This window comes from Vibrio sp. 10N.222.52.B12 (assembly GCF_002875385.1).
GTDB classification, from domain to species: domain Bacteria; phylum Pseudomonadota; class Gammaproteobacteria; order Enterobacterales; family Vibrionaceae; genus Vibrio; species Vibrio jasicida.
The window spans coordinates 1-13,234 of sequence record NZ_MDAW01000028.1 but is presented as its reverse complement, the minus strand read 5'-3'; the positions used below and the strand labels follow the sequence as shown (position 1 = coordinate 13,234).

At 45.8% G+C, this 13,234-nt stretch carries 13 protein-coding genes and 4 tRNA genes; 9 read left to right on the top strand and 8 right to left on the bottom strand.

The genetic code is table 11. The features are described from left to right. Positions 1–28 precede the first annotated feature (28 nt). The 8 genes from ybaK to hemA all read right to left on the bottom strand — a co-directional run bounded on the left by ybaK (position 29) and on the right by hemA (position 7,938). A complete protein-coding gene (ybaK, locus tag BCT11_RS01825; protein WP_039977110.1) occupies positions 29–502 on the bottom strand; it encodes a Cys-tRNA(Pro) deacylase in 474 nt (157 codons plus the stop codon). 92 nt (positions 503–594) lie between these two features. Next, positions 595–2,256 (bottom strand): bifunctional UDP-sugar hydrolase/5'-nucleotidase UshA, encoded by a 1,662-nt coding sequence (gene ushA, locus BCT11_RS01820; RefSeq protein WP_102386941.1) that lies wholly within the window; start codon positions 2,254–2,256, stop codon positions 595–597. A 303-nt stretch (positions 2,257–2,559) separates the two neighbouring features. Then, positions 2,560–3,411: a 3-deoxy-8-phosphooctulonate synthase gene (gene kdsA / locus BCT11_RS01815; protein ID WP_038872813.1), complete on the bottom strand. Its 852-nt coding sequence runs from the start codon at positions 3,409–3,411 to the stop codon at positions 2,560–2,562. Between the two features lie 51 nt (positions 3,412–3,462). Beyond that, positions 3,463–4,272, bottom strand: a complete 810-nt coding sequence (locus BCT11_RS01810) for a SirB1 family protein (RefSeq protein WP_038872810.1) — start codon at positions 4,270–4,272, stop codon at positions 3,463–3,465. Between the two features lie 5 nt (positions 4,273–4,277). Continuing rightward, positions 4,278–4,661 carry a SirB2 family protein gene (locus tag BCT11_RS01805; protein WP_038872806.1) on the bottom strand — a complete coding sequence of 128 codons (384 nt, stop codon included), beginning with the start codon at positions 4,659–4,661 and terminating at the stop codon, positions 4,278–4,280. 41 nt (positions 4,662–4,702) lie between these two features. After that, positions 4,703–5,560 (bottom strand): peptide chain release factor N(5)-glutamine methyltransferase, encoded by an 858-nt coding sequence (prmC, locus tag BCT11_RS01800; protein ID WP_045395855.1) that lies wholly within the window; start codon positions 5,558–5,560, stop codon positions 4,703–4,705. A 3-nt stretch (positions 5,561–5,563) separates the two neighbouring features. Then, positions 5,564–6,652, bottom strand: coding sequence for a peptide chain release factor 1 (gene prfA, locus BCT11_RS01795; RefSeq protein WP_038872803.1), 1,089 nt, complete (start codon positions 6,650–6,652; stop codon positions 5,564–5,566). A 29-nt stretch (positions 6,653–6,681) separates the two neighbouring features. Beyond that, positions 6,682–7,938, bottom strand: coding sequence for a glutamyl-tRNA reductase (hemA, locus tag BCT11_RS01790; RefSeq protein WP_038872799.1), 1,257 nt, complete (start codon positions 7,936–7,938; stop codon positions 6,682–6,684). 134 nt (positions 7,939–8,072) lie between these two features. On the opposite strand from hemA, the gene lolB reads away from it, so the two are divergent. From lolB to BCT11_RS01740, 9 genes are all read left to right on the top strand, one after another. Next, positions 8,073–8,711: a lipoprotein insertase outer membrane protein LolB gene (gene lolB, locus BCT11_RS01785; RefSeq protein WP_102386940.1), complete on the top strand. Its 639-nt coding sequence runs from the start codon at positions 8,073–8,075 to the stop codon at positions 8,709–8,711. After that, positions 8,693–9,580, top strand: coding sequence for a 4-(cytidine 5'-diphospho)-2-C-methyl-D-erythritol kinase (ispE, locus tag BCT11_RS01780; protein ID WP_082038266.1), 888 nt, complete (start codon positions 8,693–8,695; stop codon positions 9,578–9,580). The genes lolB and ispE overlap by 19 nt, the downstream gene beginning before the upstream one ends. Before the next feature lie 28 nt (positions 9,581–9,608). Then, the gene (locus tag BCT11_RS01775; protein ID WP_010446481.1) at positions 9,609–10,553 is read left to right on the top strand and encodes a ribose-phosphate pyrophosphokinase; all 945 of its coding nucleotides are present in this window, start codon (positions 9,609–9,611) and stop codon (positions 10,551–10,553) included. A 151-nt stretch (positions 10,554–10,704) separates the two neighbouring features. Continuing rightward, the gene (pth, locus tag BCT11_RS01770; protein WP_038872796.1) at positions 10,705–11,295 is read left to right on the top strand and encodes an aminoacyl-tRNA hydrolase; all 591 of its coding nucleotides are present in this window, start codon (positions 10,705–10,707) and stop codon (positions 11,293–11,295) included. A gap of 10 nt (positions 11,296–11,305) precedes the next feature. Continuing rightward, positions 11,306–12,397: a redox-regulated ATPase YchF gene (ychF, locus tag BCT11_RS01765; RefSeq protein WP_038872793.1), complete on the top strand. Its 1,092-nt coding sequence runs from the start codon at positions 11,306–11,308 to the stop codon at positions 12,395–12,397. A 284-nt stretch (positions 12,398–12,681) separates the two neighbouring features. Further along, a tRNA-Met gene (locus tag BCT11_RS01755) sits at positions 12,682–12,758 on the top strand. A 39-nt stretch (positions 12,759–12,797) separates the two neighbouring features. Then, positions 12,798–12,882, top strand: a tRNA-Leu gene (locus BCT11_RS01750). A gap of 31 nt (positions 12,883–12,913) precedes the next feature. Continuing rightward, a tRNA-Gln gene (locus BCT11_RS01745) sits at positions 12,914–12,988 on the top strand. An 80-nt stretch (positions 12,989–13,068) separates the two neighbouring features. Then, positions 13,069–13,145: transfer RNA gene (locus tag BCT11_RS01740), tRNA-Met, on the top strand. Positions 13,146–13,234: the final 89 nt, after the last annotated feature.

Below are 13,234 nucleotides of genomic sequence, written 5' to 3'. Positions count from 1 at the left end.
ACCCATATCAGGACGGGTCATCTTCAACTTACAAGCACAGCGGTGCAAATTGACCACGAGTTAAACTCAGCAAATCTTTCGGGGCTAACTCGATTTCTAAACCACGCTTACCCGCACTCACGCAGATGGTGTCTTGATCTGTTGCACTTTCATGTAGAAAGGTAGGCAGCGCTTTTTTTTGTCCAAGTGGGCTAATCCCACCAACAACATATCCTGTGGTCTTTTGTGCAATTTCCGGATCAGCCATATCGGCCTTTTTGCCCTTCGCCGCTTTCGCTGCCAATTTAAGATTCAGCTTTTGGTCGACAGGAATAATGGCAACGGCTAGGTTTTTAGGCTCGCCGTTCAAACAGAACAGCAGCGTTTTAAAGACTTTCTTTGGATCTTGTCCCAATACTTCTGCCGCTTCTAATCCATAGCTGTCCGCTCGTGGGTCGTGCTCGTACTGGTGAATGGTGTGTGATACTTTTTTCTTTTTCGCAAGATTAATGGCCGGAGTCATCAAGATTCTCCTCATAAAACAAAAAACGCTGCTCCGTTATCGGTAGCAGCGCTTTAAGTTAATGGTATCCGCGAGTTTGAGTCAATCGCTTTTTACTTGTAAACAATATCACCAGAAGGGGCATACTCATTTACGTCAATCGGACTGTGCGTTTGTAAGAACTCTTTCAACACTTCTGCATCTGTAAACCCTGTATTGACGTAGCCTGAATGCGTATTTACTTTCGGGTAGCCATCACCGCCTGACGCATTGTAGCTCGGTACGGTAAAGCGGTATTGGCCATCGAGGCGTAACTGCTTTTCACCAATGAATACGTTCGAAACCTTGCCATTTTCCACAGTCATAGAAATGCCCGCAAACTGAGCATAAGCACCTGAATCTACGGGCTTAGTTGCGACTACATTTAAGTAATCTAAGACTTCTTTACCCGACATATCGACGTAAGAAACCATGTTGCCAAACGGTTGTACCGTTAGTACGTCTTTGTAGGTAATATCACCGGCTTCAATGGAGTCACGCACGCCACCTGAGTTCATGACAGCAAAGTCTGCTTTCGCACGCTCCATGTGCGCGGTTGCGATTAGACGGCCAAGATTGGTTTGCTGATAACGAACCACGTTACGGTCGCCTTCAAGTTTCCCATTCGATTCAGCAATCTTCACATTGAGCTTGTCTTGACCCTGCTCTTGATAAGGGCGTAAAAACTCAAGCAATGTCTCATCTTGGTTTATCTCATCTTGAATCAGCACACGTTGTGATTCGCCGTTCACTTTGATTTTCTTCTTCAAGTTGACTGGAATCAGATCGTAGCTCACCATAGAAAGCTCACCATTACGGAATTCGTAATCCGCGCGGCCAACAAACTTACCCCATTCATACGCTTGCACAATGTAAGTCCCATTTTGCACATCAGGTTTACATTCATCACCTGGCATGAAGTTCTTTTTGATGACGTTCGGACCTTCCATACAAACAGGCTCTTGAGAGTGACCACCCACTATCATGTCCAAGTCACCTTCATTTAGGTAGCGAGCCAATGCCACATCACCGGGAGCATTCACACCACGGTTGCCATTTCCGTAATGGCCCATGTGTGTCACTGCAAAAATAAGGTCTGGCTTCTCAGTTTCTTTTAGCTCAGCGATGACCTTCTTCGCTTCTTCTTTCGGGTCACGGAAATCAACCTCGCCAATAAATTCAGGGTTACCTAGCTTCGCCGTGTCTTCAGTGGTTAAACCAATAACAGCGATCTTGATGCCTTGCTTGTTGAACATGGCATAAGGTTGGAACAAGCGCTTGCCAGTTTCTTTGTCGTAAATGTTGGCAGACAGCATCGGAAAGTTTGCCCACTCTTGCTGTTTGAATAGCACTTCTAGTGGGTTGTCGAACTCGTGGTTACCGAGCGCCATCGCATCGTAACCAATTTTGCTCATGCCTTTAAAGTCAGGCTCTGCATCTTGCAAGTCAGACTCAGGTACACCTGTGTTGATGTCGCCACCTGATAGGAGTAGCACACTGCCCCCTTCCGCTTGAATCTCTGCGCGCAGTTCATCAATCAGCGTTTTACGCGCAGCCATGCCGTACTCGCCGTATTTATTCTGCCAGAAACGACCATGATGATCGTTGGTGTGCAGTACGGTCAATTTGTACGTTGTATCTTCATTCCATTCGTGTGCTGGTTGCGTTGCACATCCGGCTAAAGTAGCCAGAATAGCGGCGCTTAAAGCGGTTTTTACAATCAGGCGTTGCTTCATTGTTTTACCTTTTTATCGTCTGGGGTCCACTGCATTGCACGCTCAATGAGAAGAACTAACTCAACTCTTACTTATTGAGACGCAAAAACTTGAGATAGTGTAAAACACTAACATATTGATTTCATGTTTCTGCGACGCACTTTACTTATGCGAACTGAACAGCCGCAAATTTAAACAGATTATAGACATAATCAAGGTGGGGTAAGGAAGCGAGAAAAGGATAGTGAGGCAGAATCAATGTGTCGATACAAAAATGGCCAGCACGCGGGCTGACCATTTCATTCAAACATTCACAACGATCGATTATTTGATATCGATGTCTGCAAAGCTCTTGATTAGATCGTCTAGCGATTTCATTTGCGCTAGGAACGGCTCTAGTTTGTCTAGAGGCAATGCAGATGGTCCATCACAGCGAGCTTGGTCTGGAGTCGGGTGCGCTTCGATGAACAGACCCGCAATGCCTGTTGCTAAGCCCGCTTTTGCCAGTTCAACCGTCTGCTCGCGACGACCACCAGATGCCGCGCCCGATGGATCACGCATTTGTAGTGAGTGTGTTACGTCAAAGATGATTGGGCTGCCTTTCGATGCGTTTTTCATTACACCAAAACCAAGCATGTCTACAACTAGGTTGTCGTAGCCCATACAAGAGCCACGCTCACATAGGATGATGTTTTCGTTACCACATTCTGCGAACTTCTCAACAATGTTACCCACTTGGCCTGGACTCATGAACTGAGGTTTCTTCACGTTGATAACCGCGCCTGTTTTCGCCATTGCTTCAACAAGGTCAGTTTGACGAGCTAGAAATGCAGGAAGCTGAATAACGTCAACCACGTCTGCCACTGGTTGAGCTTGTGCTTCAGTATGAACATCAGTAATAATCTTTACGCCAAACGTGTCTTTCAGTTCTTGGAAGATCTTCATACCTTCTTCTAGACCAGGGCCACGGTATGAATGGACAGAGCTGCGGTTTGCTTTGTCGAACGATGCCTTAAATACGTAAGGAATGCCAAGCTTGTCGGTTACTTTTACATAGTGCTCACAGATCTGCATAGCAAGATCACGAGACTCAAGAACGTTCATACCAGCAAACAGTGTGAATGGCTTGTCGTTAGCAACCTGAATGTCGCCAATATTAACGATTTTCTGTTCCATTTTGATTCTCTTTTGTCTGTCCTCAATACGCCTTTCGGCCTATTGATAAAATTAGTGAAGCGTGACGTGCTTTTCGTTCATCGCATTAACTTGTGATTTTAGTAGCTCTGATGCCGGATCGTCTGGGCATTGGTCAATAAAGTACTCAAAATCGGAAGCGGCAACCTGAAGACACTCTAACTGCTGGAAGATAAAGCCACGGTCACGAATTTCATACGGGTCATCAGGTACAAACGTCAACGCAAGATTGGTACAACGCAGTGCCAGTGTGTAGCGCTCTTCACGCAGCATCGCACTTTTAATCAAAGCTAACCAACGGCCAATGACCGTAGGGTTATCGGCTTCTTCAAAATGTTCAGGTTTAAGCGTCGCAAGTGGACCTTCTTGACCAATCAACCATGCTTGAAGAATTTTCTCGCCAACGTATTCACCGTTAAACGGATTAATGTAATCTGGTGTTTTGTGCATCCAATCCAGCTTAATCAAGAACTGAGTTGGGAATGTCACCCCTTTCATCGGGAAACCAAGACGATTGCCAAGATAAAGCAAAATAGCACCAAGGCTAACTGGAATGCCTTTCTTACGCTCTAGCACCTTATCAATAAAGCTGTTGTCAGAGATAAAATACTCTTGCTCATCCCCTTTAAATCCCCATTCATGGAAGAATAGGCGCAAGAATGAGTCAAAGCGTTGCTCTTCATCGGTTTCATGAACAAGTGTCGCTTCTGCTTCTTTGTACAGACGCTCTAATTCTTGTTTTGCCCAATGAACATTGGTTTCTGGGTTAATGGAATGGTTCAGCTCTAAGGCACCTTCCACCAACGGGATGTTGTCAAAATCTTCGTCAAAAAGTTCAAGCATGAAGATTACCCAAATAGGTTTGGATTTTTAGAAACGGCAATATTTGCGGCCATAACCAACCAGCCTAAAGCACCGAAGAAAGCAAAGATTCTCAGCAACTTGTTCTTCGCCATCTTCATCGCAAAGAAACCAAGAGCAATGTACGCCAACACACAAGTGATCTTGTTGGTTAACCAAGGCGCAGCATCCGTAAATGGAATAAAGCCGGTCACCATGATCAGACCGATACCAGATAGCAGTAGCGCGGTATCAACAATATGCGGGAAAATTTTCAGAAAGCGATTGTTGAGTTTCGGAGAATTCATCATCAACAACGCAAATCGGATAGACAATAGTGTTGCACTCAGCGCGATCGTCACCAAGTGAATGTGTTTTAGAGCTACGTACATTTCTCTTCTCTTTTATAAGTTTACTGCTGACTTGCTCGTTATTATTTTGGCTTAAAGCAACCAAGCGTCACTCGGTCGTTATCGCCGTAATCTTTTTCTGTCATCACTTGCTCGAAACCAAAGTTCGTCAGGATTTCGCGTACTGCATCACCTTGATCGTAACCATGCTCGAAAGCAAGCCATCCACCCTCTTGCAAATATTGACGAGCAAGATCGGAGATATATCGAATGTCCGCTAAGCCATTCTCGTCTGCAACAAGCGCAGATTTTGGCTCAAAACGCACATCACCTTGAGATAGGTGTGGGTCTTTTTCGTCGATATATGGTGGATTGGAGACAATTAAAGCAAACTTTGTTCCGCTGGCAATAGGTTCAAACCAGCTACCTTGGTCAAACGTCACATTTTTAATGTTTAGTTGCGCCGCGTTGTACTCTGCGAGCTCTTTTGCTTCTTGTTTTAAATCCACGCCCATCACTTGACGCGCTGGCATTTCAGACGCTAAAGCTAAGGCAATCGCTCCTGTGCCTGTACCAAGATCAAGAATCGGCCCGGTCTGATCAAAGGTTTTATCTAGTGCGACTTCAACCAAACGTTCGGTATCTGGTCTTGGAATTAAGGTAGAAGGGGAGACTTTTAACGGCAAAGACCAGAACTCACGTTCACCAATGATGTAAGCCACTGGTTCACCTGCGATGCGTCTTTCTAACAACATCTCAAACTGAGCTTGTTGTTCCGCTTCTAATGCTCTTTCTGGCCAAGTGAGCAGGTAGCTTCTTGGTTTGCCTAGGACGTGACAAAGGAGGACAGCCGCATCGAGAGAAGGCGACTCTTTGCCGCCTTCTGTCAGAATTGCCGTTGCACTTTTCAGTGCTTGCTCAATCGATTGAACTTGGCTCATCGATTAGTTGTTCTCAGCTAGCGCCGCAAGTTGGTCTGCTTGGTGCTCTTGAACCACTGGTTCAATCAAGCTTTGCAGGTCACCTTCCATCACTTCGTTCAAACGGTAGATAGTTAGGTTAATGCGGTGGTCAGATACACGACCTTGCGGGTAGTTGTAAGTACGGATACGGTCACTACGGTCACCAGAACCTAGTAGGTTACGACGTGTATCAGAGACTTCTGCAGCACGACGCTCTTCTTCTGCTTGAACGATACGAGCAGCAAGTACTGCCATCGCTTTCGCTTTGTTCTTATGCTGTGAACGCTCGTCTTGACACTCTACTACTGTACCTGTTGGTAAGTGGGTAATACGGATTGCAGAATCCGTGGTGTTGACGTGCTGACCACCCGCGCCAGATGCACGGAATGTATCAATCTTCAGATCGGCTGCTTTGATTTCTGGTAAGTCCGCTTCTGGGATCTCAGGCATCACTGCCACGGTACACGCTGAAGTGTGAACACGACCTTGAGATTCAGTCTCAGGTACACGTTGTACACGGTGACCACCTGATTCAAACTTAAGCACACCGTAAACGCCATCGCCGCTCACTTTCGCGATCATCTCTTTGTAGCCGCCTTGTTCTGAGTCATTGCTGCTCATAACTTCAACGCGCCATCCTTTCTTCTCAGCGAACTTAGAATACATGCGGAACAAGTTACCTGCGAAGATACCCGCTTCGTCACCACCTGCGCCCGCACGGATTTCTAAGAAACAGTTACGCTCGTCGTTTGGATCTTTTGGTAGCAATAAGATTTGAAGCTCGTCGGTAAGACGCTCAATCGCCTCTTTTGCTTCTTTGATCTCTTCTTGCGCCATTTCACGCATTTCTTCGTCGTCTTCGTTCGCCATCTCTTCAGCGGCTTCTAGATCTTCTTTTGCCTGCTGATACGCTTGGAAGCACTGAGTTACTTCTTCTAGCTGCGAGTACTCTTTTGATAGAGCACGGAATTTGTCCTGATCACCAATTACATCAGGATCACCAAGAAGATGTTGTACTTCTTCGTAACGTTCTACTAGCGTTTCTAGCTTAGTCAGAATAGAGGCTTTCATAGTGTCGTTTTCTTAATAAAAAGCGTGAGTTACAGATCATCCAAACCAAGGGTCTGGCGGATAACCGTTAATTTTGCTGGTTCGCCCTGCTCGGCCGCACTTTGCAATGCACGAGTCGGAGCGTGAATCAGTTTGTTGGTGAGTTTATTACTAAGCTCACGCAGGACCTTTTCAGGATCTGCGCCCGTTGCCAATGATTGTAGGCTCTTACTCAATAATTCTTCACGAATTTCGTTCGCCGATTTACGATAATCACGAATACTGTCGACCGCTTGCAGCGAGCGCATCCACGTCATGAATGCTGCACTTTCTTCGCTAACAATCGCTTCCGCTTGAATCGCTTCGACTTTACGTTGCTCAATGTTGTTATCGATGATCGACTGTAAGTCATCCACCGAATACAAGTAAGCATCGCTCAATTCACCGACTTGCGCTTCCACATCTCGTGGCACGGCGATATCTACAAGCAAGATTGGCTGGTGACGACGTTTTTTCAATGCCGTTTCCACCATGCCTTTACCGATGATAGGTAACGGACTCGCTGTTGAGCTAATTACGATATCCGCTCTTGGTAGATGGTCAGGAATTTCATTCAGGCTGATCACCTCAGCACCAAATTGCTCTGCCAATAACAATGCACGCTCTTTGGTTCGGTTAGCCACAATCATTTTCTTGCAGCCATTGGAGGCTAAGTGCTTCGCCACCAGTTCGATGGTTTCGCCCGCGCCCACCAACAACACCGTAGAATCAGAAAGTGATTCGAAGATGTGTTTTGCCAGTGTACAAGCAGCGTAAGCCACTGACACCGCATTACCACCAATATCAGTTTCAGTTCGAACACGTTTTGCGACAGAAAAAGTTTTTTGGAACAACTTATCAATCGACGTATCCACCGCCTGATGATCTCGGGAATCGGAAAACGCTTGTTTTACCTGACCCAAAATCTGAGGCTCACCAAGTACCAGTGAATCAAGGCCGCAAGAAACACGCATCAAGTGCTTAATCGCCGCTTGCTCTTCATGGACATAAAGGCTCGGCATCAAGTCTTCTTGATTAACTTGATGGAACTGGGCTAACCAGTCGATAAGCTTATTTCGCGCTCCTTGCTTTACGTCGCAGTACACTTCGGTACGGTTACAGGTTGAAACAATCACACTGCCATTAACGGCTTCGTGGTCTCTGAGTTGCTCAAGTGCTGGGCCCAGTTTATCGGGTCCGAACGCCACTTTCTCTCGCAAGTCAACAGACGCTGTATTGTGATTGATTCCAATAGCAAGCAAGGACATCTAACGTGGTATCTCTGAGATCGGTTATAAAATAGGTTCAGAATTTTACTGTAAGCACGCATTTATTGAAAGGGTAAGCAGGATTTGTTTTCCTTCGTCTCTGTTTTCAGTGCTATAGTTGTGAGCGATTACCGATGAAACTGATTAATAAGCCATCAAACATGACCTTACGCTCCTTTCTCATCTTGCTCTTATCGAGCATAGTACTTGCAGGTTGTAGTTCTGTTCCTGAGAGTGTCACCAGTGTTGAGTGGCAAGCACATGAACAGCGACTAGAAACCATTGATAACTTTCAAGCCACGGGCAAGCTTGGCTACATTGGCCCCGACCAAAGGCAAAGTCTGAATTTTTTCTGGAAACATTCTTCCACCTTAAGCCAATTGCGCTTAACTACTCTACTTGGTCAAACCGCATTAAAACTCACGATTACACCACAAGGTGCGACTGTAGAAACCTATGACGACCAAGTACTTTCTGCGCGTAATGCCAACCAATTGATTTACCGATTAACGGGCTTAATGATGCCTGTTGATCACATGCCGGATTGGCTACTTGGCCTTCCAACGGATGCAGACTCCTTCCAACTCTCAGCGACCAATACCTTGCAAGCGCTGGACAAGCAGATTGATATGAACGATTGGAACATTGCCTACCAACGGTATGGGGATGTGGCCTGGCACGAACAAGCGTTGCCATTACCGAACAAACTCAAGCTAAGTACCGCAGACGTAAAAATTAATTTAGTGATCATAAAATGGAACATCACCCAATGATCGAATTTTCAACCCGCTGGCCTTCACCAGCGAAATTGAATCTCTTTCTTTATATCAATGGCCGAACTGAAAACGGCTACCACGAATTACAAACCTTATTCCAATTCGTCGATCACGGCGATGAACTTAGCATCCAAGCGAATGGCTCTGGCGAGATCACAATTTCACCTGAAATTGAAGGTGTTCCTCTAAAAGACAACTTGATCTGGAAAGCCGCCACAGCATTGCAACGCTACGCAAATTGCTCATACGGTGCACATATCGATCTTCATAAGATCTTACCTATGGGCGGTGGTATTGGCGGAGGTTCATCCAATGCAGCAACGGCCTTAGTTGCGCTTAATTACCTATGGCAAACCCACTTAAGTGATGATGAATTAGCCGAAATCGGCCTTGCGCTTGGTGCTGATGTACCCGTTTTTGTTCGCGGCTTTGCAGCGTTTGCGGAAGGTGTTGGCGAGAAACTTTCGCCAGCTCATCCAGATGAGAAATGGTATTTGGTCGTTCGTCCAAATGTTTCCATTGCAACCGCCGACATATTCACTCATCCGGATTTGACTCGAAACACGCCAAAACGCGATTTAGAAACGCTTTTAAACACGCCAAGCGTAAACGATTGCGAAAAAATTGTACGAATGCTCTACCCAGAGGTTGATAAGCAACTTTCATGGCTGCTACAATACGCGCCGTCAAGATTGACGGGGACAGGATCTTGCGTTTTTGCTGAATTTTCAAGCAAAGCGGAAGCAAAAGCTATCCTTGCACAACTCTCTGATAATGTCTCGGCATTTGTCGCTCAAGGGCGCAATATCTCGCCACTAAAAGAGACTTTGGCTGAATACCAATCAGCCCAACACCGACCTATTTAAAACTGGACGCAAACCCGAGGTTTCCACCGTGCCTGATATGAAGCTATTTGCTGGTAACGCAACACCTGAACTAGCCCAACGTATTGCTGATCGTCTTTACATCTCTCTAGGTGATGCATCTGTTTCTCGCTTTTCTGATGGCGAAGTTGCAGTTCAAATCAACGAGAATGTTCGTGGTAGCGATGTTTTTATCATTCAATCCACTTGTGCACCGACTAACGACAACCTAATGGAATTGGTTGTTATGATTGATGCAATGCGCCGTGCTTCAGCAGGCCGTATCACTGCAGTTATTCCTTACTTCGGCTACGCTCGCCAAGATCGTCGTGTACGTTCTTCTCGTGTGCCAATTACTGCAAAAGTTGTTGCTGATTTCCTATCTAACGTTGGTGTTGACCGCGTTCTGACTATCGACCTACACGCTGAGCAAATCCAAGGCTTCTTCGATGTACCTGTTGATAACATCTTCGGTACGCCTGTACTGCTAGAAGATATGCAATCTCGTGGTCTAGAAAACCCAGTAGTGGTTTCTCCTGACCTAGGTGGCGTAGTTCGTGCTCGTGCAACAGCGAAAGCACTAGGCGACATCGACATCGCTATCGTTGACAAGCGTCGTCCACGTGCAAACGTTTCTGAAGTAATGAACCTAATCGGTGACGTTGAAGGTCGTGACTGTGTGATCGTTGATGACATGATCGATACAGGTGGCACACTATGTAAAGCTGCTGAAGCGCTAAAAGAGCGCGGTGCTAAGCGTGTATTCGCTTACGCAACTCACGCTGTTTTCTCTGGTAACGCTGCAGACAACATCAAGAACTCTGTTCTTGACCAAGTTATCGTAACTGACTCTATCTCTCTATCTAAAGAGATGGCTGCAACTGGCAAAGTGACCACACTAAGCCTATCTCGCATGCTAGCTGAAGCGATTCGTCGTATCAGCAACGAAGAGTCAATCTCTGCAATGTTCAACTAATACGAACATTTCAGTTAGACTGATTTTAAAAGCACCCCTCTTTGGGGTGTTTTTTTATTTGTATCGATAGGCAGAAAATCCCTTGGTCGCCCACTGTGAGAATTCTGTGCTATCATACTGCGCTTTTTGAGATTCCAGAGAGATCCTAACCTTGACTCAACCAATCAAACTTCTTGTTGGTCTTGCTAATCCGGGACCAGAATACGCCAAAACTCGCCACAATGCGGGCGCTTGGGTTGTAGAAGAATTAGCTCGCGTTCACAACGTTACCCTGAAGAACGAACCAAAGTTCTTTGGCCTAACCGGACGCATTATGGTCAATGGCCAGGATCTCCGTTTGCTCATCCCCACCACGTTTATGAATCTTTCTGGTAAAGCGATCGCGGCATTAGCGAAGTTTTATCAAATTAAACCAGAAGAGATCATGGTTGCTCATGACGAGCTAGACTTACCTCCAGGTGTCGCTAAGTTTAAGAAAGGTGGTGGTCACGGAGGTCACAATGGCCTACGTGATACGATTAGCAAAATGGGCAATAACAAAGATTTTTATCGTCTTCGTATCGGCATCGGCCATCCGGGACACAAAGATAAAGTGGCAGGTTTTGTACTAGGCAAAGCTCCAGCGAAAGAGCAAGAGCTCCTAGACGCCGCAGCCGACGAGTCGGTTCGCTGTCTAGACATCCTAATAAAGGATGGCCTATCAAAAGCGCAAAATCGCCTCCACACGTTCAAAGCTGAATAAGGTTACTATCATGGGTTTTAAATGTGGCATCGTTGGTCTACCTAACGTTGGTAAATCAACTCTGTTTAACGCACTAACTAAAGCGGGTATTGAAGCAGCAAACTTCCCGTTCTGTACCATTGAACCAAACACTGGTGTGGTTCCTGTGCCAGATCTACGTCTAGACGCACTAGCGAAGATCGTTAACCCACAGAAAGTTCTGCCTACTACAATGGAATTCGTAGACATCGCTGGTCTCGTTGCTGGTGCATCACGCGGTGAAGGTCTAGGTAACAAATTCCTAGCGAACATCCGTGAAACTGACGCGATTGGTCACGTTGTACGTTGTTTTGAAAACGACAACATCGTTCACGTTGCTGGTAAAGTATCTCCAATCGAAGATATTGAAGTTATCAACCTTGAGCTAGCAATGGCTGACCTTGATGCTTGTGAGCGCGCAATTCAGCGTAACGCTAAAAAAGCAAAAGGCGGCGATAAAGACGCGAAATTCGAACTGACTGTGCTAGAGAAGCTACTTCCAGTTCTGACAGAAGGCGGCATGGCACGTACTGTTGAGCTTTCTAAAGAAGAGCTAGCAGCAGTAGGTTACCTAAACTTCCTGACGCTAAAACCGACTATGTACATCGCTAACGTGAACGAAGACGGTTTTGAAGATAACGCATACCTAGACGCTGTACGTGAGTACGCGGAAAAAGAAAACAACGTAGTTGTTCCAGTATGTGCGGCTATCGAATCAGAAATGGCTGAGCTAGAAGACGACGAGCGTGAAGAGTTCCTTGCAGATCTCGGTATCGAAGAACCTGGTCTAAACCGTGTAATTCGTGCGGGTTACGAACTGCTTAACCTACACACTTACTTCACCGCCGGCGTGAAAGAAGTTCGTGCTTGGACAATCCCTGTTGGTGCAAGCGCACCTAAAGCAGCTGGTAAAATCCACACTGACTTTGAAAAAGGCTTCATCCGTGCAGAAGTTGTCGGCTACGATGATTTCATCCAATTCAACGGTGAAAGCGGTGCGAAAGACGCGGGTAAATGGCGTCTAGAAGGTAAAGAATACATCGTTAAAGATGGTGATGTTGTACACTTCCGCTTCAATGTATAACTAAGTAAATGAATTTTAAACACTTCATTTACAAAAAAAGCCAGCTAGCATGCTGGCTTTTTTTATACCTTTCATAAACAACACAAAATAAACTCCCTCGCTCCAAGCCAATTTATTTCCAGTTTTAGATCATAAACACGCCTCTTTGTTTAAAAAGGAAGCGAACGATGGATTTTGCGGGATTTATTGAAAAAAACTGTTGACGGATCTCACTCAACTTCGCATAATGCGCGCCGTTCCCGACAACAAGGCAACTTAGCGGCGAGAACGGAAAACATGGTATTGGCTACGTAGCTCAGCTGGTTAGAGCACATCACTCATAATGATGGGGTCACAGGTTCGAATCCCGTCGTAGCCACCATTCCTAAACGTTCTTTTATTAGAATTGTTAGGAATAGATGCGGTCGTGGCGGAATTGGTAGACGCACCAGATTTAGGTTCTGGCGCCGTAAGGTGTGAGAGTTCAAGTCTCTCCGACCGCACCATGTATTAAGTGGTAGAAATACTACTGCCTGCAGGTCTATCGCCAAGCGGTAAGGCAGCGGCTTTTGATGCCGCCATTCCCTGGTTCGAATCCAGGTAGACCTGCCATTATTCCAAAGTGGGATTCCTTTAAGAAAAAGGGTTGTCACTTAGAGCGTGAAGGTTTATATTGTCTCGCTCAAAAAGATGGCTACGTAGCTCAGCTGGTTAGAGCACATCACTCATAATGATGGGGTCACAGGTTCGAATCCCGTCGTAGCCACCATTCTTTCTTAATGAAAGAAAAATTATAACGATTAGTTTTTACCAATTAACTAATGGTTAATAGATTTCAAGATGCGGTCGTGGCGGAAT

Coding starts and splice junctions, on each gene's coding strand:
- prmC (WP_045395855.1), bottom strand. CDS start 5,560: ATGAGCCAAGTTCAATCGATTGAGCAAGCACTGAAAAGTGCAACGGCA.
- ushA (WP_102386941.1), bottom strand. CDS start 2,256: ATGAAGCAACGCCTGATTGTAAAAACCGCTTTAAGCGCCGCTATTCTG.
- prfA (WP_038872803.1), bottom strand. CDS start 6,652: ATGAAAGCCTCTATTCTGACTAAGCTAGAAACGCTAGTAGAACGTTAC.
- BCT11_RS01805 (WP_038872806.1), bottom strand. CDS start 4,661: ATGTACGTAGCTCTAAAACACATTCACTTGGTGACGATCGCGCTGAGT.
- ispE (WP_082038266.1), top strand. CDS start 8,693: ATGGAACATCACCCAATGATCGAATTTTCAACCCGCTGGCCTTCACCA.
- lolB (WP_102386940.1), top strand. CDS start 8,073: ATGAAACTGATTAATAAGCCATCAAACATGACCTTACGCTCCTTTCTC.
- ybaK (WP_039977110.1), bottom strand. CDS start 502: ATGACTCCGGCCATTAATCTTGCGAAAAAGAAAAAAGTATCACACACC.
- hemA (WP_038872799.1), bottom strand. CDS start 7,938: ATGTCCTTGCTTGCTATTGGAATCAATCACAATACAGCGTCTGTTGAC.
- kdsA (WP_038872813.1), bottom strand. CDS start 3,411: ATGGAACAGAAAATCGTTAATATTGGCGACATTCAGGTTGCTAACGAC.
- ychF (WP_038872793.1), top strand. CDS start 11,306: ATGGGTTTTAAATGTGGCATCGTTGGTCTACCTAACGTTGGTAAATCA.
- BCT11_RS01810 (WP_038872810.1), bottom strand. CDS start 4,272: ATGCTTGAACTTTTTGACGAAGATTTTGACAACATCCCGTTGGTGGAA.